Source organism: Flavobacterium sp. 11 (assembly GCF_002754315.1).
In the GTDB taxonomy this organism is placed as follows: domain Bacteria; phylum Bacteroidota; class Bacteroidia; order Flavobacteriales; family Flavobacteriaceae; genus Flavobacterium; species Flavobacterium algoritolerans.
Genome location: NZ_PEFE01000001.1, coordinates 1,460,891 through 1,481,231, shown reverse-complemented (window position 1 = coordinate 1,481,231; position 20,341 = coordinate 1,460,891). Strand labels below are relative to the sequence as shown.

Sequence of the window (20,341 nt, the reverse complement as noted above, 5' to 3'; positions counted from 1 at the left end):
TTAAAATTTTAATAAATGTAGTGAAAATTTAAAATTATCACGTTTATTTCAAAAAAGAACTTACTTTTTGGTAAAACTCAGTTGGGTTTTCGGCATGAAGCCAATGCCCTACATTCGGAATCGTTTCGATGCTTGAATCAGGAAAATGTTGTTTTATATTTTCGAAATCACTGTCCAGAATATAATTAGATTTTCCTCCGCGAATAAAAAGAGTTGGCTTTTCAAAAATTGAATTCTCCGGTAACGGAACTCCTATTTCATCCATTTTATGATTAAATACTGCTAAATTAAATCGGAAAGCGAGTTGTCCCGGCTCTAGCCAAAATAAATTTTTCATTAAGAATTGTCTGGTTCCAAAATCAGGAATATACTTTTCCATAATTTCTTCGACATCACTTCGGCTTGGTTTTTTTGAAAAATCAACGGCGTTCAATCCCGCCAAAATATCCTGATGATGTTGCGGATAAAATTTTGGTCCAATATCAGCCACAATTAATTTACTTACTAATTCCGGATGTGTAGTTGCCAAAAGCATCGCTACTTTTCCACCCATCGAATGACCAATGATGTTGATGTTTTCTAAATTATGAGCTTGGCAATACTCGTAAACATCCTGCGCCATGATTTCATAACTGAACTCTTCTGAATGCAAGCTTCGTCCGTGGTTGCGTAAATCGAGAATATGAACTTGAAAATCAGCCGCAAATTGCGTTCCGAGTGTTTTCCAATTATCGGACATTCCCAAGAATCCGTGGAGGATTAAAAGTGGTTGCCCTAAGCCTTCTATTTTTGAAAAAAGCATATGGTTTTAGATTTTAACGTTATAATTTAAATTACAAACCATTAAATAAATTAAGGTCATGAAGCTTTTGACTTCATCTATCTTAATTTCTTAATGGTTTAAAAAACTATTTTAATTTTTGCAAATACATATTTACCACATTATCCAATCCTAGATAAATGGCTTCAGAAATTAACGCGTGACCGATAGAAACTTCCAATAATCCTGGAATATTTTGTTTAAAAAACTGAATGTTGTCCAAACTCAAGTCGTGACCTGCGTTGATTCCTAATCCAAGTTCGTTTGCCAAAACTGCTGATTGTGTGTACGGCAAAATTCCGTTTTGATTTCCTAAACTGTATTGATGTGCAAATGCTTCAGTGTACAACTCGATTCTTTCAGTTCCAATTTTCTTCGCGCCTTCAATCATTTCGAGAACAGGATCCACAAAAATGGAAGTTCTGATTCCGTTACGTTGAAATTCCTGAACGATTTCGGTTAAATAAGAAGCGTGTTTTATGGTATCCCAACCCGCATTAGACGTTATGGCATCGATTGCATCCGGCACCAAAGTGACTTGAGTCGGTTTTATTTCAAGAACAAGATCGATAAATGTTTGCTCTGGATTTCCTTCAATATTATATTCGGTGTAAACGATAGCCTTTAAATCTCGGGCATCTTGATAGCGAATGTGGCGCTCATCCGGACGGGGATGAATGGTGATTCCTTCGGCACCAAACTTTTGAATATCGGTGGCTACTTTTAATAAATCGGGAACATTTCCTCCGCGAGCATTTCGCAAAGTAGCTATTTTATTGATGTTTACACTTAACTTTGTCATTAGAACACTTTTTGATTTAGATACTAGTATTTACTTGGAGCAAAAATACAAAGTAAAACTTAGGAGATTTTGCTTATTTTTGATTATTTTGCATGAAATATTGCCGATTGATTTATGACAGAAATTACAGAATATATTACCAATGACTTTAAAGCGATTGACAGCCACGATTCTATTGCGGCTATTCAAGACTTTTTTAGTGAGTTACACTTTTCACATTTTCCAATTGTTGAAGAGGGCGTTTATATTGGCAGTATAGCATCCGAAGATATAGAGACTTTTGACAGTGATAAAAAAGTAGCGGATTATCGTTTTACTCTTGAAGGATTTTTTACCAGAACAAATACGATGTGGCTGGATGTTTTAGAAGTTTTTGCAAAAAACCACACCAATTTAGTTCCCGTTTTGGACGAAAACAATACCTATGTAGGATATTATGAAATAGAGGACATCATGAAATTTTTTCATGAAACCCCTTTTTTAAAAGAACCTGGAGGAATCATTGTTGTTAAAAAGGGAGTTTTGGATTATTCTATGAGTCAAATTACTCAAATTATAGAAAGCAATAACGGAAAACTTTTAGGACTTTTCATATCGGAAGCGGATGTTGAGAGTGTTGAAGTTACTTTGAAAATAACTTTGGGCGCCATGAATGAAATCATACAAACTTTTAGAAGATACAATTATGAAATCATATCAGAACATCAAGAAGACAATTATATCAATAATTTAAAAGAGCGCTCTGACTATTTAGACAAATACCTTAATATATAGTTTTTGTTTAACCGATTATTTGTTTAATCGATTAAATGCTAAAATAAACATATCAACATTAAACGATTAAACAAAAAGATGAAAGTAGCTATCTACGGTCAATATTATCAAAACAGTACAGAACCCATCATAAATGACATCTTTGTTTTTTTTAACAAAAACAATGTAGAGATGATTATTGAATCTCATTTTTTGTTGATGCTTAATGAACGGAAGATTGTAGAAAAAAAATACAAAACTTTTACATCCCATACGGAACTTGACTCCAGTTTTGACATGCTGATAAGCATCGGCGGAGATGGAACCATACTAAGAGCCGCAACATTGGTAAGAGATTCCGGCATTCCCATTTTAGGTATAAATGCTGGAAGATTAGGTTTCTTAGCCTCTGTACAAAAAGAGAATATTGCCTCGTTTATGCAATTTGTTCTCGATAAAAAATACACGATTTCTAAACGAACTTTACTGAGTTTAACGTGTACTCCACCAAATGAATCCATTGACGCAATTAATTTTGCCATGAATGAAATTACAGTCAGTCGAAAAGACACTACTTCGATGATTACGATTGACACATACTTGAACGAAGAATATTTGAATTCCTATTGGGCCGACGGTTTAATCATTTCAACACCAACAGGATCCACAGGATATTCACTCAGCTGCGGCGGTCCCATTTTGACCCCTGACGTAAAAAGCCTTGTTATTACTCCTATTGCCCCTCACAATCTTACCGCAAGACCTCTTGTAGTTCCCGATGAAACTGAAATCCGACTGAAAGTTTCGGGAAGAGAAGAATACTATTTAGTTTCCTTAGATTCCAGAGTTACCTCGGTAAAAAACGAATCAATTCTGACTTTAAAGAAAACTCCTTTTCAAATTAATATGGTAGAAATTACCGAAGAGACCTTTTTGAAAACACTTCGCAAGAAATTACTTTGGGGAGAAGACAAAAGGAATTAAATCATTTTAATCAAGCGCTATACGATTTTATCAATTTTCCCCGTTTTAGTTAAACTAATACTTAATTAGTGTAGGTTTAGTAGTTAATTATTAAAAAAACACACATTTAACTGAATGGGTATTGAATCGAATTGATAATTATTATATTTGCACGCAATTTTTGATTAAATGAACAAAATTTTTTATTTATTTTTTTGCTTTTTCCCTTTAATGGTTACCAATGCTCAGATACATGAGGTCGGTGTTTTTATAGGCGGAAGTAATTTTATAGGAGATGTTGGCCCTACTACATATGTTTCGCCAAACGAACCTGCATTTGGATTGCTATATAAGTGGAATAAAAGTGCCAGACATGCTTACCGATTTTCTTACACGCAATCAAAAATCGTTTCAAATGATTTAGATTCAAAAGAAGCCGGCAGAAACCAAAGAGGCTATCGCTTTGAAAACGGCGTAAAAGAAGTATCTTTAGGCCTTGAATTCAACTTTTTTGATTTTAATCTTCATGAATCCAGTACTAAAATAAGTCCTTATGTGCATTCCGGCGTAAGTTATTTTAGACACGATGAATTGTATGTATTGGACGGAGAAACTAAAAAAGATAAAAGCACAGGTTCATTTGCAATACCAATGACTATAGGAATAAAATCGAACATTAGTCCTAGTATAATATTGGCTGCAGAAGTTGGTGCAAGATATACTTTGACGGATAACATAGATGGAAATAATCCGGAAAATAAAAATTTGGAATCGCTCCGATTTGGAAATATAAATAATAATGATTGGTATGTTTTTTCAGGAGTTACTTTAACTTATACCTTTGGGAATAAACCCTGTTATTGTGCAGAATAAAAAAATGAATTTACTAGAGACTATCAACAAGAATAACTTGCCGAAACATTTAGCCATTATAATGGATGGCAATGGCCGTTGGGCAAAACAACAAGGTCTTTTAAGAGCCTTAGGCCATGAAAGCGGGACAAAATCAGTTAAAGTGATAATCGAAGCCAGTGCTAAACTCGGCATCGAATTTCTTACTTTATATGCATTTTCGACTGAAAACTGGAACAGACCAAAACTAGAAGTTGAAACTTTAATGAAAGTACTCATCAACTCCTTGAAAAAAGAACTTGTAACACTCCAAAAAAACAACATCAAACTGAATGCTATCGGTAATTTGGAAAAATTACCAAAATCAGCGCAAAAAGAACTACTTGATGTTATTGATAAAACTAAAGACAACACACAAATGACATTGACTCTGGCGTTAAGCTACGGGTCGAGAGAAGAACTTGTAAGTGCAGTCAGAAACATCTGTAATAAAGTTAAAAATAATATAATTTCAATAGACACTATTGACGATTCCATTATTAATGAGCATCTTTACACGCAAAATTTACCTGACGTAGATTTATTAATACGAACAAGCGGAGAACATAGGATAAGTAACTTTTTGTTGTGGCAGATTGCCTATGCAGAATTATATTTTACTGACATATTGTGGCCAGACTTTAAAGAACAAGATTTATATGAGGCTATCATTAGTTATCAAAAAAGAGAGCGTAGATTTGGAAAAACAAGTGAACAAATTAAATAATTTTTTAGTGTTAAATAAAAGCATAAAAATAGTCCTTACCGTTTTGATTTTTGGAAGTTTTTCACAAGTTAAAGCTCAAGAAAGAGTTCCTTTTGATCAAGGAAAAAAATACATCTTAGCCGATGTAGCGGTGGTTGGAGATATAAGTTTCAACTCTCAAACCGTAGTTACTTTTTCAGGTTTACAAAAAGGACAAGAAATAACAATACCTGGCGAAGAAATTAGTGCTGCTATAAAAAAACTTGGAAAACTGGGTCTCTTTGATGAAATTTCATTTTATGTAAATAAAGTGCAGAATGACAGTATTTATCTTGATTTAAACATTGTAGAGTTACCTAAATTAAACCAAGTAAAATTTGTAGGCGTTAAGAAAACGAAGACAGAAGGTTTAATTAAAGACAACAGCTTAAACAAAGGTAAAGTAGTCAATGAAAACTTGATTACCACCACAAAAAACTACATCGAAAATAAATATAAAAAAGACGGTTTTTACAATACTAAGGTAAACATAAACACTGTTAAAGATACGTCAACCGTAAACTCTGTAAATATGCTTGTCACTATTGACAAGGGTGAAAAGGTAAAAATTCAAAAAATTGATTTTGTAGGAAATACAAAAATGTCAGACAAAGCTTTGCGAAAAGCGATGAAGGATACGAAACAAAAAAATCCTATTCGAATTCTAAAAGCGTCTAAATTCATAAAAGACAAATACAAAACCGATTTAGAAAAAGTAATTTCGGCTTATAAAGAAAAAGGATATAGAGATGCCCGAATACTTTCGGATTCGGTTACTTTTGACAAAGAAAAGAACGCATTATCCATTAAAATAAATGTAGAAGAAGGGAACAAATATTACTTTGGAGACATTAAATTTTTAGGAAATACAGTATACACAGATCAAGGATTAAGCCGAGTATTAGGTGTTAAAAAAGGAGAAACTTATAACGGTGTTTTGCTACAAAAAAGAATTGCTGATGCCTCAAAACCTGACGGGGAAGACATTGACAACTTATACAAAAACAATGGGTATTTATTTTCTAATATAAATGCGGTTGAGGTAAGAACAGCAAATGACACTATTGATTTTGAAATACGAATCACTGAAGGGCCAATTGCTTATTTTAACAAAATTACTGTTGTAGGAAATGACAAAACAAATGACCGTGTAATTTATCGTGAATTAAGAACAAAACCAGGAGAAAAATACAGCAAAGAAGAATTAGTAAGAACCATTCGTGAAATTGGGCAACTAGGATTTTTTGATCCGGAAGCTATTGATCCAAAGTTCAAAAATGTAGATTCAGGAGCAGGAACTGTTGATATTGAATACAATCTTGTAGAAAAAGGTTCGAGTCAAATTGAACTTCAAGGTGGTTATGGCGGAGGTGGTTTCATTGGTACCCTTGGACTATCTTTCAACAACTTTTCTGCACGAAATATGTTCAACAAAGATGCTTACAAACCATTACCTATGGGAGATGGTCAAAAAGTTTCTTTACGTTTGCAAGCAAGTACTTTCTTTCAGACTTATAGTGTTTCATTTTCAGAACCTTGGTTTGGAGGAAAAAAACCAGTACAATTTAGTAGCTCTATATCGTACAGTAAACAATTTTTAAATAATTTTGTTACACAAAGAGCTGATAAAACCAAAAGTTTTAACATCATGACATTGTCTGTTGGTTTAGCAAAAAGACTGACTGTTCCAGATGATTTCTTTGTGTTGTCACAATCTTTAAGTTACCAACATTATGATTTGAATAATTACAATACCGGATTATTTACTTTTGGAGATGGTACATCTAGAAACTTTGCCTACACTGTTGGATTAACAAGAAGCAATAAAGGTGTGAATCCAATCTTCCCAACATACGGATCGGAGTTTAGTATTTCAGCTAAATTAACCCCTCCTTATTCATTGTTAAACGGAATTAATTATTCGACATTAGGAGATAAAGAAGAATACAAATTAAAAAATACTGTTGACCGCTTAAATGTTCCAGATGCAAATGGTAACATTGTTCAAATAGGAGATTATATTGATACCGCTGGAAACAAAGTAACCGACTTCAATCTAGCAGCTACAGACGTAAGTAAAGTAGATCAAGAGCGTTTTAAATGGTTGGAATATTACAAAATAAAGTTTAAAGCAGACTGGTATACAAAAATTTATGGTAAATTAGTACTAAGAACCTTAGCAGAGTTTGGGTTTCTTGGAGCATACAATCAAGAAAGAGGAGTTGTTCCTTTTGAACGATTCTATCTTGGTGGTGACGGACTGGCAAATTACTCCATGGATGGAAGAGAAACAGTACAGTTGAGAGGATATCCTAATAACTCATTAACACCAGTAAATGAGGCAGGAGATCAAATTGGAGCTACTGTTTTTAATAAATTCTCAATGGAATTACGTTATCCGATAACATTAAAATCATCGGCTTCAATTTATGCATTGGCATTTATGGAAGCAGGATCATCGTTTAGGGATTTCAAAAGCTATAATCCTTTTGCCTTAAATCGTTCTGCAGGACTTGGATTGCGTGTATTTATGCCAGCATTTGGTTTATTGGGAATTGATTTTGGTCACGGTTTTGATACATTACCAGGACAAGCAAAAGCTAATGGATGGGAAACCCATTTTATCATTGGGCAACAATTCTAAAAAAAATTGGTTTTAAATTTTCTAATACAGTAACGTTATGAGAAAACAATTTTTATATCTATTTTTAGTGCTAGTTGTTGTACAAACAGCTGATGCGCAAACCAGAGGGACTAAGCTAGGCTACATTGATATGGAATACATTTTACAAAATGTACCCGATTACACTGAAGCAAAAGCTCAATTAGAGCAAAAGGCTGAAAAATGGAAACTGGAGATTGATACTAAGAAAATTGAAATCAATAAATTGAAGGATGCCTTAAAAGCAGAAAGAGCTTTATTGACGAAAGAGTTAATTGATGAAAGAGAAACAGAAATTAATTTTCTTGAAAATGAAAATCTGGATTACCAACAAAAAAGATTTGGTGCCAACGGAGATTTGATGATACAAAAATCTGTTTTGGTAAAACCAATACAAGATCAAGTTTTTACTGCTGTTCAAGATATTGCAGAAAGATTAAAATATGATTTTATCTTTGACAAAACTTCTGACTTGACCATGTTATTTGCAGCGAAAAGATTTGATATCAGCGATCAAATTTTACGCACATTGAACAGGACAGAAAAAAGAGAAGAGTTGACTAAAAAACAACAGAAAGAAGAAGAGGCTAAAGAAAATAAAGAAGATGCATTGGATGAAAATCCAGCGTTGGCAGATAGACAAAAACTCTTGGATGATAAAAAAGCAATAAGAGATAAAGTAATCGCTGATAGAAAATTGCTTCAGGAGCAAAAGAAAAAAGAATTTGACGATAAAAGAAAACAAATTGCTGCTGACAGAGAGGCTAAAAAAAATGGCACGGTTTCTGCAAATGTTAAAATAGATGGCACAGCAACAGCCTCAAGTAATGATGCTGCTAAAGACAGTACGAAGCTAGCAGTTGAAGATGCCAAAGTAAAACAAGCGGCCGCAAAAGCGAAAACATTAGAAGATCGTAAGAAAGTTTTAGAGGATCGCAAGAAAGCATTAGACGAGAAAAGAAAAAAAATACTGGAAGACAGAGAGGCAATTAGAAAAGCTAAAGAAGAAAAATTAAAAGAAAATACAAACAAAAATTAATTATTAAATATTTTAAAAACGATGAAACAAATTAAAACTCTATTTATTGCTGCAATTTTTATTTTAGGAGCAAGCCAAACAATTAATGCACAAGCAAAAACTGCTCATGTTGATGTAAGTGAGATTATGACAAAAATGCCAGCAATGCTAGATGCTCAAAAACAATTGGATAAATTGAGTACTACGTATGATGCTGACTACAAAAAAATGGTTGAAGAATACCAAGCAAAATTGAAAAAATACGAAGCTGAAGCTGCTACAGTTACTGAAGCTGTAAATACTGAGCGTTCTAAAGAAGTTCAAGATATGCAAAAAAGAATTGTTGACTTTAGAGACAATGCTCAAAAAGAATTGCAACAAAAAGAATCTGATATCGTAAAACCATTAATGGAAAAAGTAAGAGCTTCTATTCAAAAAGTAGGAAAAGCTAAAGGATTCCAATATGTTCTTGATGGTTCTAGTCTTTTGCTTGCTGATGGTCCAAACTTGACTATTGATGTAAAAAAAGATTTAGGTTTCTAAAAAAAATAGATACTCGCATAAAACTGCTCACCTTATCATAGGCTTGAGCAGTTTTTTTGTTTAAAATAAATTTTAGGAAATTCAAATTCCAGCATGTAACTTTGTTTTTATGAACAGCAATAATCAACCAATAGGAATTTTTGACTCAGGGATTGGCGGAACTTCCATTTGGAAAGCAATCCATCAATTACTGCCCAATGAAAAAACTATATATCTGGCAGACAGTAAAAATGCCCCTTATGGACAAAAATCTAAACAAGAGATTATTGCATTGAGTATGAAAAATACTGATTTCCTACTGGAGATGAACTGCAAATTAATTGTTGTAGCTTGTAATACCGCAACCACTAATGCCATTCAAGAATTAAGAGCAAAATATGACGTTCCTATTATAGGTATTGAACCTGCTATAAAACCCGCGGTTACGCATTCTAAAACACAAATAATAGGAATCCTTGCTACTCAAGGAACCTTGAACAGTGAACTGTTCAACAAAACTACAGAGAAATACCAAGACACAAAAATAATTGAGCAAGTAGGTCACGGATTAGTGCAGCTAATAGAAAACGGAGATATCGATTCACCAGAGATGACTGAACTGCTTCACTCTTACCTGACTCCAATGATTGAAGCCAATATTGATTATTTAGTATTAGGTTGCAGTCATTATCCTTATCTGATTCCTCAAATCAAAAAAATTCTTCCGGAACACATTCAAATTATAGATTCTGGCGAAGCTGTAGCAAAACAAACACGAAATATATTACGTGACAAAGTAGGTTTTTCATCCGCAGAAAACAGTGAACCGGTTTTTTACACGAATACAAATCCCAAAGTTTTGACTGAAATTTTGGAAAATAAATATCTTGTTGAAGAAATAGCGTTTTAAGCTACTCAAATTTTCTTTTGACAAACCAAATACCGTCTAAACTTAAATTAAGAGACAATTTATGATAATTTTCTTTGATTAGTCCATCACTGATTCTACCCTTTTGCCCGAAGGAATAGCTGATATTCAGTGCTGAAAACGTATTTTCAATGGGAAGTGAAACTCCAACCGAAAATGACATAGCATTAATTCTCTTATTATCAACTTCGAGGTAACCCGTATCATAATTGAATCCCGTTGAATATTGAATCCTATCAGAATAGCTTCTTATATTCTTTGGCTTACTGTAAGAAAACCCCAATGCGAACTTATCTTGGTTTACAAAATTTCCGTACAAATCAGATTGATTGGTGCTATTCCACAACCCTTTTCCGTAATCAAGTGTCAGATTTAAGTTATTCTTAAAAACCTTGCTTAAACCCACTCCCATCTCTAATGGCATATAGTAATCATCCGTATCCGATGCAACCTCTGACTCAATAGCCAAAGATCCTGAATTAAAAACTGAAGTTACAGATTGTACTTTAGTTGCATTTATTTTTGTGGGTGATTTCAAATTCATTCCCAAAGTAAATGTAGAATCAACTTTGAACTGACCTCCCAGAGATGCCCTGACGCCATTATAATTTGTCTTTTTATAAATATTTGTTACCGAATTAGCAATACTATAATCTCTATCATCTGTGGTATTTCCAAAAAGAATAGAAGTAGAAAGCCCTAATGCTATTTTTTTACCAATTCTATAGCCATAGGAAACATCAAAATCATTCAATCCACCTGTTCCGGTAGCATTCAAAGTATAGTTTTCCTGGCTGTCCTGAATTGGCAATGATAAATTAGATATTTTAAATGTAGAGCTCGAATAAGGCTTCAGCGCCAAACTAAAAGCTGATTTTGGCGATACTGGAAAAGCAAATGCAATATGTGAAAATTGAAGGTTATTCCGACTTTCTTTTTTTGAATTGTTTTCGTAACTCGACAAGATAGCTTTCCCTCCTATGTCAAACAAAAAGTGGTTTTGATACATGAATCCTAAAGAAGCTGGATTTAAATTGTTGATAAATCGATTTGAAGGCAGAGCAATACCCGAAGAACCTATTCCAGGAATCGAACCAAAATCTGAATCATATAAACTTCCTAAACCATACAAAGAATATGGGGAACTGGAAATACTTTGTGAAAACGAAACTGTTGTTATAAAAAGAAACAAACCTAAGAATGCTATTTTATTTTTCATCTAATAAGAAATATAATAAATTTTCAATTGAATTTTGTTATTGGCATTTTTCTGATCACCTAAAACCAGTCTGTTAACTGCTTTTGAAATACTGGGTAATGTGAGAATTAAGGAAGATCTAGCGTCTGATTCCTTTAGCATTTCAGCTTGTAAAAAAGCACCAATCGAAATTTTATACCCAATATTCTCATTGAATTCATCACTTGTAGCATTCAAGAGTCCATAAACAGCCGATCCATCTACGGCATTTAGCGTTCCTTTGATTCTATTTAATTTATCCCCTACAAAAACACGCAAAGAATCCATTAAAGGATAAGCAACTGAATAAGTATTATTTACTGGTTTTATGATTAATTCAGCATCTACAATTGCCCCTTTTTCAGAGAGGTATTTCAATTGCTTTATGTTAGGAAAATCTACTCGGCAAGCAAGTCCTGTCCCTGATTGAATGAAAGCTTTATTCCCCGTTAGTAAACTGGACAGCTTACTGGATGAAACAGGTAAATCCTGAATTTGTGTTCCAGTTCTATCCAAAGTGATATTATTAAATTGCTTGGAGACATCCAAAATAGAGAAGTTTTTAATCAATGAAGTTTCTGAATCGCCCTGGTATTTTGAATAATACAACCGTAGTACGCTAGACATATTGAAACCGACAATGCTAGAAGAAGTTCCCGATGTTGACTTAATGACAAATCCTTTGAGATATTCTGTAAACTCATCAAAATTTGATATTTCAAGTTTTTTTAATTTTAGAAAAAGAGCATTCCCAAATTCATTATTCAGTTTCACAACCACGGAGTCCTTACTATTGGGTTTTGGTTTAAATGAAATGCTACCGAGACTTTGAGCATCATAACTTAAGCTGGAATTATTGTAAAAACTATCATCTTCTGAGTTTGGTTTAACCTTTTGTGTCAATCTGTGAATGCTAAGAGATTGCACTTTTGTTGTGTCTCCGTAGAAATACTTATCTTCTTTTAAAACCATTTTAATAGAGTCGAAAACATAATTTGGAGCATCAGTATCAGAACTTTCATTATACAGCGCGTAATCAGACGCCGAAAGTTGAAAATAACTGTCTGATTTTACTTTTCCAAAAACAGGATCGTCATAATTCCCTACCAAAATCCTGCTCTGACTGGAGGTCACTAATGAATCAAAATTAATGGTAGCAACATCAACAGTTACAGTATCAATCAATATCACTTTATTACTAACCGATAAATAATCAGAACCAACAACAAATTCTCCAGCATCAACATCAGAATTACACGAAGTTATTATAAGTCCAAAAACCAGCAACAACAATACCTTATACATAAATGTTTTTTGAACAAATATATAGGAGACCACTTTATACCGCATAATAACATATACCACCAGAAGTTTTGTGTCTATAAAATGGCGATTCTAGTCTACAATTAAGATACTGTAGGTAATAATTCATTCGACCTTACAAATGCCCAGTTAGTCTATGAATTTGGGCGGTACATATATCTTCTTTTTTTTAATTGGATAACGTATCTACTTTTGAATCAATAAAAAAATTATGAGAATAAAGACTTTAGCAAATCTGTTGTTTATGATTCCAATTCTTAATGCATCGGCCCAAAGCGGATATTCCTTAGAGTTAAATATAAAAACACAACCAACTGAGAAAATTACAATACATGAAACTGGAATTGGAGTAACTTTTTTTAAAAATATTGATTCGAAAAATAAAATAACCAACACCTTCAAGTACAAAAATATTGGAGTCGATTATTCATTAGAAAATTATGATTTACAAAATAGTCTGAATCAGTTTAACGGTTTCGAAAATGATTTTAAACTATCTCATCAACTAAACGGTGCTACAAAACTGAATTTAGAAATCAATCCAACAGTTAATTTCGAGAGTAATATTGGACTTTCTGATGTATCACTTTTAGGTGGTATAGAAATGACTCATTCTTTCAATCGTTCAAATGCAATCAGCATTGGAGTAAAAAGGATGACGCTTTTTGGCAAACCGGAAATACTGCCTACTTTTTCTTTTTATCATCAAATCAGCCCTAATGCATTTGTTGAAGTTGGCTTTCCAAACTCCACTTTCTCGTATTCAAATAACACACGAAATAGTTTCAGTTTGACAAATAGTTTCAATGGGAATTTTTATAACCTAGACAAACCTGAAGTTCTTGACCATTTGAATGCAGCTTCAAAAGTGAGTTTTTCACAAATGACTTCGGCATTGGAATATGAAAGAAATATGGATTCAAACTGGTTTGTAAGTTTAAAAGGAGGCTATGAATTTAACAAAAAATACAATCTAACCAATAACACTGGCGACTCAAAACTTGATTTTAACAGCACTAACGGTTACATTTTTAACATTGGAATAAAATACAAACATTAATAAATACACTAAATTATGAATAGTTTTAAAAAAGGAATATTGTTCACTACACTTTTTGCAAGTTTGGTATTTACGGGCTGCAGTAATGATGATGACTCCGACGATTTGATTGGAAACTGGATTAAAAAATCCTCCTTTGACGGACCTGCCAGATCAAGCGCCACGAGTTTTGTAATTGGCACTTACGCCTTTGTGACTACCGGATATACCGGAGATGAATATTTAAAAGATCTTTGGGCTTACAATTCGACAGGCGATTATTGGGAGCAAAAAGCTGATTTTATTGGAGTTGCCAGAAGTTCAGCTTCGGGATTTGAGTTAAACGAAAAAGGCTACATAGGTCTTGGTTATGATGGTACTAATAAATTAAAGGATTTTTATGAATATGACCCCAGTAGCAATACTTGGATGCAAAAATCTGATTTTGCAGGAACAGCGCGCTATTCGGCTGTAGGATTTCAAGTGGGTGGTAAAGCGTATTTTGGAACCGGTTATGATGGGAATTATCTGAAAGACTTTTATCAATACGACCCAACTACAGATTCTTGGTCATTGGCAAATGGTTTTAGCGGAAATAAAAGACGAAATGCAACTGTTTTTGTAATTGACGATAAAGCTTATTTTGGAACAGGAATAAATAACGGAGCTTACCAAGTCGATTTTTGGATGTTTGATCCGGCAACTGATGTATGGACAAGAAAACGAGATATTGACCAAGACACTGATGACGATTATGATTACAATGATGACTATGTAATTTTGCGTTCTAATGCGACCAGTTTTTCTATGAATGGATTAGGATATGTTGCCTGTGGAGAAAGCTCAAAATCGATTTGGGAATACAATCCAACAACTGATGTTTGGTTAGAAAGAACTCCGCTTGAAGGATCAGCCAGAACAGATGCAATAGGTTTCTCTATTAACCAACGAGGATTTGTGATGCTGGGAAGAACCGGAACCTCTTATTTTGATGATTCATGGGAATTTAAACCTTTAGAAGAACAAAACGATGATGACAATTAATACAACCAATACATTCTTCTGGGCTACAATCCAGAAGAATTTTTCTTTAGTAAACACAAAAAACAAAGTACTTTTTCTATTGGGTTTGTTCCTATTTATTTCTTGTAACAAAAGTGAAAACTTAAACGTACAATCTTTAAAAACGACTACAGGCTGGGGTTATTGCATAACTAACAATGAGAAAATTATAATAAAACAAACAATAATTCCTGTTATCAGCGAAAACAAAAGCTTCAGAACGGAAGAAGAAGCGCTGAAAGTTGGAAACTTAGTATTACAAAAATTGAAAGACGATTTATCGCCTACGGTAACAAAAAAAGATTTATTTTTATTAGCTGTAAAAATCTAGATGAACATAGAAGGAATTAAAAATAACAATTTAAACCAAATACTTTTTCATAGTATGATTTGGTGTTTCTTCATTGTTGCCTCACTAATTCAGTTTTACGAAAGTCCTTTTAGTATTGGTATTGATTTCTATGTCCAATGGATTACGGGAATCCTACTATTTTATCTGAATTATTTATACTTAGTCCCTTTATTGCTATTGCAAAAGAAATACTGGCAATATTTCACGATTGTAATTGCATTAATAACCCTTTTTATGATTGTTCGGTTTAATTTCTTTATGCCCGAATTCCAAAACATGAGGCCTTTCAGAATGATTAATTCATCCGGGAAAGAGATTTTATTAAACCCGAATTTCAAAAGGAAACAACCGTTTTTTTTTAAAATTGTGCCTTCTTTTTTCTATATATTAATCATTACAATTAGTACCATTATTAAAACTTTGTCTGAGTTATACAACAATCAGCAAAACAAGTTAATTGCCGAAACGCACAGAACTTCAACAGAATTAAATTATCTAAGAAAACAGACCAATCCCCATTTTTTATTTAATTCCTTGAATAGCATTTATTCATTAGCCTATAAAAAATCTGATTTAGTTCCGGATGCAATTGTAACTTTATCAGAAATGATGCGGTATATGTTGTATGAAACCGATAATAAATCGGTGTTTTTAGAAAAAGAAATCAATTACATTAAAAACTATCTTGAGCTGCAAAAACTACGCTTGAATAATATTGAAAACATCACCATTAACATTCATGGCGAGACAAAAAACAAATACATTGAGCCGTTGCTTTTAATTTCATTTATTGAAAATGCTTTCAAATATGGTACTGATTATAAAGGAGCAGCTTTTGTAAAAATTAAAATAACAATTGAAGAAAATATTTTAGATTTTTGGGTAGAAAACAAAATCGAAAATCACCGAAAAGATCCGGAAAATTCAGGAATAGGAATGACCAATATTGAAAGTCGTCTGAATCTCCTTTATCCTAATGCACACCAGCTCACTATCATTGAAACCGACAGTAATTACAGTGTTCATTTAAATTTAAAACTAGACCAGATTCAAACTTCTTTTTAATTAGGAATCTTGATATTAATTTTAGTTGTTCCAAATTTTAAATAAAAAACAGAAAAGATGAAATGTGTAATTATAGATGACGAACCATTAGCGGTTGATTTGCTTAAAGAATTTGTGAGCAAAGTAGATTCTCTTGAACTGGTAAACACATTTACAAACGCCATTGATGCCATTTCGATAATCAATCAGTCTAATGTTGATTTGATTTTTTTAGATATAGAAATGCCTCATTTTTCAGGAATTGATTTTATTAATGCCATAGAAAAAAAGCCGTTAATCATATTTACGACAGCGTATTCTAATTATGCTGTTGAAGGATTTAATCTTGGCGCAGTCGATTATTTAGTGAAACCCATTCCGTTTCATCGGTTTTTAAAATCCGTTTTACGGGCACAACAAATTTTCAATCCACAAATTTTACCTGCAAATAACAATCCCATTTCTACCCCAGAAATCGAACAGGATTTTATGTTTGTAAGAGCTGAATATGAAAATGTAAAATTGAATTTTTCGGATATTTTATTTATCGAAGGATTGAAAGATTATGTCAAAATATACACCACTGATAATAAGTTTACATTAACATTAATCAGCCTTATAAAACTGGAGAATTTGCTTTCATCCAAAGGATTTGCGAGGATTCACAGATCGTATATCATCAATATAAAACACGTGAAATCAATCCAGAAAAACAAAGTACTCATTGCCGAAAAAAGAATCCCGATTAGTGAAAGCTACAAGAATTCTTTCTTTGAGAAAATTAATTTATAGTTTCTTGAATTCATTAGAAACCATTATTTAATAATATTCAGGGTAATCAACATTGTGATAATAAGCAAAGAGAAAAGTCCAGTCAGAAAAATTATATCTGCAGTATTTTCCATTTTCTCACTAGGCTTTTTAGTATTTCGCATCGATAAAAAAGAAAGAATACTACTGATCATAAACATAACAATTGATACTGCAATGAGTTGATCAACTATAGTAGTTTCTTTAATATCATTTAAATGGATTGAGGTAAGAACTATAAAACAAATTCCAAGTAGCGTTGCCGAAGTATTTAATATGTGTGAAGCTTTGTCTTTTTTCTTGCCCATTCTTTTAATTATTGAAAAGTGAAATAGATTACTCTTCGTCTTTAAACCAACTCGAATACATCACATAATTATTCGAAATACGTTCGATTTCGCCAGCAAAATCAGATTGGTCAATATCTTTCACTTTTTTAGCAGGAACTCCTGCCCAAATTGTACCAGATGCTACAACTGTATTTTGGGTAATAACCGCACCGGCAGCCACAATAGAATTACTTTCGATTACACAATTATCCATAACAATTGCTCCCATTCCTATAAGCACATTATCGTGAACTGTACAACCGTGCACAATGGCATTATGACCAATGGAAACGTTATTTCCTATAATTGTTGGATGTTTTTTATAGGTACAATGAATAACTGCACCATCTTGTATGTTTACTTTATTGCCAATTTTGATGAAATTTACATCTCCTCTAATTACGGCGTTAAACCAAACACTACAATTTTCTCCAAAAGAAACATCGCCTACAATGGTGGCATTTTCGGCAACATAACAATCCTCAGGAATTGAAGGTGACTTACCGTTAACAGATTTAATTAGCATGAAAAAAGGATAAATATTAATTTATTGCTGGGCAGTTGCAATCGTATTTCACAGGTTTGCAGAACAAATCGATTCCTAAAGTAATTTGGTGATAACCACCATTATCGAATTTAACCGCACCCGTTAATTGAGAATACGTGTAGGCAAACATAAATTTATCAAAGTTAACACCAACTATTGGAGTAATATATTGGAGCTTTTGTTTCGAAATAGAATTTCCATTCATATATTCTGCACCATCAAAACTTCTTCTATAGGATAATCCACCCCAAAGCTTTCCAAAATCTAACGTCTTATAGGCTTTAAAGTTAATATCAATGGATTTTTCTTTCGTTTGGTCTACCATTTGGAATAAAATAGAAGGTTCCCATAATATTTTATCTCTGTCACCAAATATATAACCGGCACTCAACAAGTACTTTCTTAAATTATCACTTTCATATTCAGTGTAAATATCTCTTCTGGTTTCTATAGCATTTTTTACCGTAGCATGAGCGTAAAAATCCAAGTAGTTGTATGATGCTCCGATATCTACATTAAAATAAGAATCTTTTTGCACGACAGTTCCATCAATAATTGGATCAAAATCACCAGATTGCATGAACTCCGTTTCGTCTAATTGACTTTGAATTAATCCTGCACTGATTCCAAAAGACAATTGGTTCAAATCAATTTCATTTCTTGAAAACATCAAGTGATAGGCATAGGTAAATTTGACTCCTTTTTGAGAATGATATCCGTTTTTATCATTAAAAAGTATAATTCCGGCACCTGCTTTTTCCCCTACTCTTCCATTAAAACTTAATGTTTGAAGCTCTGGAGCGTCTTGCTGATCAAACCATTGCTTACGTCCTGTTAACCTAATTTTGGCACAATTTGACGCACCGGCCATTGAAGGATGAATTAAGTAATAATTGTCTGAAAGATAATCTGAATAAACAGGGATTCCTTCCTGCGAAAAGGAATAAAAGGATATAAAAAAAAGAGCAGATAAAAATTTAATTTTATTATACATTTAATTACTTTTTAATAAGAATGAATAATTCTAAATCAATAAAAGTTTTATGGAAACAAGGACAAACAGCTTATCTAAAAATTAAACTAAAGTTAATTTATTCATTAAAAACTCAAATATAGTTATTCGTAGAAAATAACTTTACTAAATTTGTAAAAATTTAAAAGTCATGAACAAAGTTAGCATAAAAGAAACACAAAACCCAACTATATTAAAGTTTGAATTTCAAGATTTTATAACTCAAAATGAAAGTTTTGAATTCAAAAACATTGATGAAGCTAAAACGTCTCCACTAGCGCAACAATTATTTTATCTTCCGTTTGTAAAAACAATTTACATCTCAGGAAATTTTATAGCAATCGAAAAATATAGTATTGTTGAATGGGACGATGTTAAGGATGCCGTAGCGGAACAAATGGAGACATTTGTAAACAATGGCGGAACAATCATTACTATTGACGAAAACAAAACCAAAAAACAGCCTGTGACCGTTTATGGAGAAACCACTCCAAATCCAGCAGCATTGAAGTTTGTAGTGAGCAAAATGTTGACTAAGAATGCTATTGAATTCAAAAACATCGATCAAACAGGTGCATCACCATTAGCAAAAGAGCTTTTTAAATTTCCTTATGTAAAAGAGATTTTCATTGATGAAAACTACATCTCGGTAACTAAATATGAAATCAATGAATGGCAGGAAATAACATTGGAATTAAGAAGCTTCATCAAGCAATATATTGAAAATGGCGGAACAGTCCTAGATGAAAATTTCATTCAAGCAGTAACAGCTGAAGAAGATACTAAAGCTAAAGAGTTTGATAATCTGGATGTGACTTCACAACAAATCATCAACATATTAGAGGAATATGTAAAACCGGCCGTACAAGCTGACGGTGGAAATATTGCATTCGATTCGTATAATGAAACTGATAAGACCGTAAAAGTAATCCTTCAAGGAGCTTGCAGCGGTTGCCCGTCATCAACATTTACTCTAAAAAGCGGTATCGAAAACATGCTGAAAAGTATGCTGAACGACGAGGGAATTAAAGTGGAAGCTGTAAACGCATAAATAAAAAAAAAAATACATATTTAATTGACAATGTTATAGTTACATTAAAATAATTGCCTTTTTAAATTGAAATTTTAAATAAAATAGGTACATTTAATCTTTAACTTAACAAATAGAAATTATGTCAGTATTAAAAGTAATTGAAGTGCTTTCCAGTTCAGATATAAGTTGGGAAGATGCAGCTCGAAAAGGAGTTGCTAAGGCAGCTAAAACCATAAACCACATACGTTCTGTGTACATTAAAGACCAAAGTGCAGCCGTAAGTGGAGGTGAAATCACAGAATATAGAGTAAACCTAAAATTAACTTTCGAACTCGAATAGATTAATTTGACCGATTCATTTAAGCGTTCGCCGTGGCGAACGCTTTTTTTATTTTTAGCGGTTATTACAGTTATTTGTTGCAATACTTTCTAGCATCAGATATTCATTT

At 32.8% G+C, this 20,341-nt stretch carries 22 protein-coding genes; 15 read left to right on the top strand and 7 right to left on the bottom strand.

Going from position 1 to position 20,341, the window contains the following annotated elements:
• Nucleotides 1–43 precede the first annotated feature (43 nt).
• The gene (locus tag CLV00_RS06425) at nt 44–802 is read right to left on the bottom strand and encodes an alpha/beta fold hydrolase (RefSeq protein ID WP_099714355.1); all 759 of its coding nucleotides are present in this window, start codon (nt 800–802) and stop codon (nt 44–46) included.
• 106 nt (nt 803–908) lie between these two features.
• Complete coding sequence (locus CLV00_RS06420) at nt 909–1,622, bottom strand: pyridoxine 5'-phosphate synthase (protein WP_099714354.1); 714 nt, start codon at nt 1,620–1,622, stop codon at nt 909–911.
• Nucleotides 1,623–1,736: 114 nt separating this feature from the next.
• On the opposite strand from CLV00_RS06420, the gene CLV00_RS06415 reads away from it, so the two are divergent.
• The 8 genes from CLV00_RS06415 to murI all read left to right on the top strand — a co-directional run bounded on the left by CLV00_RS06415 (nt 1,737) and on the right by murI (nt 10,086).
• A complete protein-coding gene (locus CLV00_RS06415) occupies nt 1,737–2,396 on the top strand; it encodes a CBS domain-containing protein (protein ID WP_099714353.1) in 660 nt (219 codons plus the stop codon).
• Nucleotides 2,397–2,474: 78 nt separating this feature from the next.
• The gene (locus CLV00_RS06410) at nt 2,475–3,359 is read left to right on the top strand and encodes an NAD kinase (protein WP_099714352.1); all 885 of its coding nucleotides are present in this window, start codon (nt 2,475–2,477) and stop codon (nt 3,357–3,359) included.
• 168 nt (nt 3,360–3,527) lie between these two features.
• Nucleotides 3,528–4,211 carry a DUF6089 family protein gene (locus CLV00_RS06405; RefSeq protein WP_099714351.1) on the top strand — a complete coding sequence of 228 codons (684 nt, stop codon included), beginning with the start codon at nt 3,528–3,530 and terminating at the stop codon, nt 4,209–4,211.
• Between the two features lie 4 nt (nt 4,212–4,215).
• Nucleotides 4,216–4,956: an isoprenyl transferase gene (locus CLV00_RS06400; protein ID WP_099716258.1), complete on the top strand. Its 741-nt coding sequence runs from the start codon at nt 4,216–4,218 to the stop codon at nt 4,954–4,956.
• Nucleotides 4,889–7,618 (top strand): outer membrane protein assembly factor, encoded by a 2,730-nt coding sequence (locus CLV00_RS06395; protein ID WP_099714350.1) that lies wholly within the window; start codon nt 4,889–4,891, stop codon nt 7,616–7,618. Before CLV00_RS06400 ends, CLV00_RS06395 begins: the two co-directional genes overlap by 68 nt.
• 37 nt (nt 7,619–7,655) lie before the next feature.
• A complete protein-coding gene (locus tag CLV00_RS06390) occupies nt 7,656–8,675 on the top strand; it encodes an OmpH family outer membrane protein (protein ID WP_099714349.1) in 1,020 nt (339 codons plus the stop codon).
• A 21-nt stretch (nt 8,676–8,696) separates the two neighbouring features.
• Nucleotides 8,697–9,197, top strand: coding sequence for an OmpH family outer membrane protein (locus CLV00_RS06385; RefSeq protein ID WP_099714348.1), 501 nt, complete (start codon nt 8,697–8,699; stop codon nt 9,195–9,197).
• A 109-nt stretch (nt 9,198–9,306) separates the two neighbouring features.
• Nucleotides 9,307–10,086: a glutamate racemase gene (murI, locus tag CLV00_RS06380; protein ID WP_099714347.1), complete on the top strand. Its 780-nt coding sequence runs from the start codon at nt 9,307–9,309 to the stop codon at nt 10,084–10,086.
• Between the two features lies 1 nt (nt 10,087).
• On the opposite strand, the gene CLV00_RS06375 is transcribed toward murI, so the two are convergent.
• Both CLV00_RS06375 and CLV00_RS06370 read right to left on the bottom strand, forming a co-directional pair.
• Nucleotides 10,088–11,323: an aromatic hydrocarbon degradation protein gene (locus CLV00_RS06375; RefSeq protein WP_099714346.1), complete on the bottom strand. Its 1,236-nt coding sequence runs from the start codon at nt 11,321–11,323 to the stop codon at nt 10,088–10,090.
• Nucleotides 11,324–12,646: a DUF4270 family protein gene (locus tag CLV00_RS06370; RefSeq protein ID WP_099714345.1), complete on the bottom strand. Its 1,323-nt coding sequence runs from the start codon at nt 12,644–12,646 to the stop codon at nt 11,324–11,326.
• A gap of 229 nt (nt 12,647–12,875) precedes the next feature.
• Between CLV00_RS06370 and CLV00_RS06365 the strand changes: the two genes are divergently transcribed.
• Genes CLV00_RS06365 through CLV00_RS06345 form a run of 5 tightly spaced genes read left to right on the top strand, consistent with a single transcriptional unit; the run spans nt 12,876 to nt 16,953 of the window.
• Nucleotides 12,876–13,724: a DUF6268 family outer membrane beta-barrel protein gene (locus CLV00_RS06365; protein ID WP_099714344.1), complete on the top strand. Its 849-nt coding sequence runs from the start codon at nt 12,876–12,878 to the stop codon at nt 13,722–13,724.
• 15 nt (nt 13,725–13,739) lie between these two features.
• On the top strand, nt 13,740–14,747 hold the full coding sequence (locus CLV00_RS06360; protein ID WP_099714343.1) for a kelch repeat-containing protein: 1,008 nt from the start codon (nt 13,740–13,742) through the stop codon (nt 14,745–14,747).
• Complete coding sequence (locus CLV00_RS06355; protein ID WP_233206863.1) at nt 14,734–15,096, top strand: DUF4907 domain-containing protein; 363 nt, start codon at nt 14,734–14,736, stop codon at nt 15,094–15,096. The genes CLV00_RS06360 and CLV00_RS06355 overlap by 14 nt, the downstream gene beginning before the upstream one ends.
• Complete coding sequence (locus CLV00_RS06350; protein WP_099714341.1) at nt 15,097–16,182, top strand: sensor histidine kinase; 1,086 nt, start codon at nt 15,097–15,099, stop codon at nt 16,180–16,182.
• A gap of 57 nt (nt 16,183–16,239) precedes the next feature.
• The gene (locus tag CLV00_RS06345; RefSeq protein WP_099714340.1) at nt 16,240–16,953 is read left to right on the top strand and encodes a LytTR family DNA-binding domain-containing protein; all 714 of its coding nucleotides are present in this window, start codon (nt 16,240–16,242) and stop codon (nt 16,951–16,953) included.
• A 23-nt stretch (nt 16,954–16,976) separates the two neighbouring features.
• Here the strand turns inward: CLV00_RS06345 and CLV00_RS06340 are convergent, their stop codons facing one another.
• The 3 genes from CLV00_RS06340 to CLV00_RS06330 are packed head-to-tail and all read right to left on the bottom strand — an operon-like array spanning nt 16,977 to nt 18,841.
• Complete coding sequence (locus CLV00_RS06340) at nt 16,977–17,279, bottom strand: hypothetical protein (protein WP_099714339.1); 303 nt, start codon at nt 17,277–17,279, stop codon at nt 16,977–16,979.
• A 28-nt stretch (nt 17,280–17,307) separates the two neighbouring features.
• A complete protein-coding gene (locus CLV00_RS06335; protein ID WP_099714338.1) occupies nt 17,308–17,826 on the bottom strand; it encodes a gamma carbonic anhydrase family protein in 519 nt (172 codons plus the stop codon).
• A gap of 16 nt (nt 17,827–17,842) precedes the next feature.
• The gene (locus CLV00_RS06330; RefSeq protein WP_099714337.1) at nt 17,843–18,841 is read right to left on the bottom strand and encodes a type IX secretion system membrane protein PorP/SprF; all 999 of its coding nucleotides are present in this window, start codon (nt 18,839–18,841) and stop codon (nt 17,843–17,845) included.
• Between the two features lie 169 nt (nt 18,842–19,010).
• On the opposite strand from CLV00_RS06330, the gene CLV00_RS06325 reads away from it, so the two are divergent.
• Together CLV00_RS06325 and CLV00_RS06320 are read left to right on the top strand one after the other, a co-directional pair.
• Nucleotides 19,011–19,910: a NifU family protein gene (locus CLV00_RS06325; RefSeq protein ID WP_099714336.1), complete on the top strand. Its 900-nt coding sequence runs from the start codon at nt 19,011–19,013 to the stop codon at nt 19,908–19,910.
• A 121-nt stretch (nt 19,911–20,031) separates the two neighbouring features.
• Entirely contained in the window at nt 20,032–20,232 is a 201-nt protein-coding gene (locus CLV00_RS06320; protein ID WP_099714335.1) for a dodecin family protein, read from the top strand.
• The last annotated feature ends 109 nt before the right edge of the window (nt 20,233–20,341 follow it).

Excerpts from the sequence above, each read along its gene's own strand:
- CLV00_RS06425 (WP_099714355.1), bottom strand. The coding sequence starts at position 802 with ATGCTTTTTTCAAAAATAGAAGGCTTAGGGCAACCACTTTTAATCCTC.
- CLV00_RS06420 (WP_099714354.1), bottom strand. The coding sequence starts at position 1,622 with ATGACAAAGTTAAGTGTAAACATCAATAAAATAGCTACTTTGCGAAAT.
- CLV00_RS06415 (WP_099714353.1), top strand. The coding sequence starts at position 1,737 with ATGACAGAAATTACAGAATATATTACCAATGACTTTAAAGCGATTGAC.
- CLV00_RS06410 (WP_099714352.1), top strand. The coding sequence starts at position 2,475 with ATGAAAGTAGCTATCTACGGTCAATATTATCAAAACAGTACAGAACCC.
- CLV00_RS06405 (WP_099714351.1), top strand. The coding sequence starts at position 3,528 with ATGAACAAAATTTTTTATTTATTTTTTTGCTTTTTCCCTTTAATGGTT.
- CLV00_RS06400 (WP_099716258.1), top strand. The coding sequence starts at position 4,216 with ATGAATTTACTAGAGACTATCAACAAGAATAACTTGCCGAAACATTTA.
- CLV00_RS06395 (WP_099714350.1), top strand. The coding sequence starts at position 4,889 with ATGAGGCTATCATTAGTTATCAAAAAAGAGAGCGTAGATTTGGAAAAA.
- CLV00_RS06390 (WP_099714349.1), top strand. The coding sequence starts at position 7,656 with ATGAGAAAACAATTTTTATATCTATTTTTAGTGCTAGTTGTTGTACAA.
- CLV00_RS06385 (WP_099714348.1), top strand. The coding sequence starts at position 8,697 with ATGAAACAAATTAAAACTCTATTTATTGCTGCAATTTTTATTTTAGGA.
- murI (WP_099714347.1), top strand. The coding sequence starts at position 9,307 with ATGAACAGCAATAATCAACCAATAGGAATTTTTGACTCAGGGATTGGC.
- CLV00_RS06375 (WP_099714346.1), bottom strand. The coding sequence starts at position 11,323 with ATGAAAAATAAAATAGCATTCTTAGGTTTGTTTCTTTTTATAACAACA.
- CLV00_RS06370 (WP_099714345.1), bottom strand. The coding sequence starts at position 12,646 with ATGTATAAGGTATTGTTGTTGCTGGTTTTTGGACTTATAATAACTTCG.
- CLV00_RS06365 (WP_099714344.1), top strand. The coding sequence starts at position 12,876 with ATGAGAATAAAGACTTTAGCAAATCTGTTGTTTATGATTCCAATTCTT.
- CLV00_RS06360 (WP_099714343.1), top strand. The coding sequence starts at position 13,740 with ATGAATAGTTTTAAAAAAGGAATATTGTTCACTACACTTTTTGCAAGT.
- CLV00_RS06355 (WP_233206863.1), top strand. The coding sequence starts at position 14,734 with ATGATGACAATTAATACAACCAATACATTCTTCTGGGCTACAATCCAG.
- CLV00_RS06350 (WP_099714341.1), top strand. The coding sequence starts at position 15,097 with ATGAACATAGAAGGAATTAAAAATAACAATTTAAACCAAATACTTTTT.
- CLV00_RS06345 (WP_099714340.1), top strand. The coding sequence starts at position 16,240 with ATGAAATGTGTAATTATAGATGACGAACCATTAGCGGTTGATTTGCTT.
- CLV00_RS06340 (WP_099714339.1), bottom strand. The coding sequence starts at position 17,279 with ATGGGCAAGAAAAAAGACAAAGCTTCACACATATTAAATACTTCGGCA.
- CLV00_RS06335 (WP_099714338.1), bottom strand. The coding sequence starts at position 17,826 with ATGCTAATTAAATCTGTTAACGGTAAGTCACCTTCAATTCCTGAGGAT.
- CLV00_RS06330 (WP_099714337.1), bottom strand. The coding sequence starts at position 18,841 with ATGTATAATAAAATTAAATTTTTATCTGCTCTTTTTTTTATATCCTTT.
- CLV00_RS06325 (WP_099714336.1), top strand. The coding sequence starts at position 19,011 with ATGAACAAAGTTAGCATAAAAGAAACACAAAACCCAACTATATTAAAG.
- CLV00_RS06320 (WP_099714335.1), top strand. The coding sequence starts at position 20,032 with ATGTCAGTATTAAAAGTAATTGAAGTGCTTTCCAGTTCAGATATAAGT.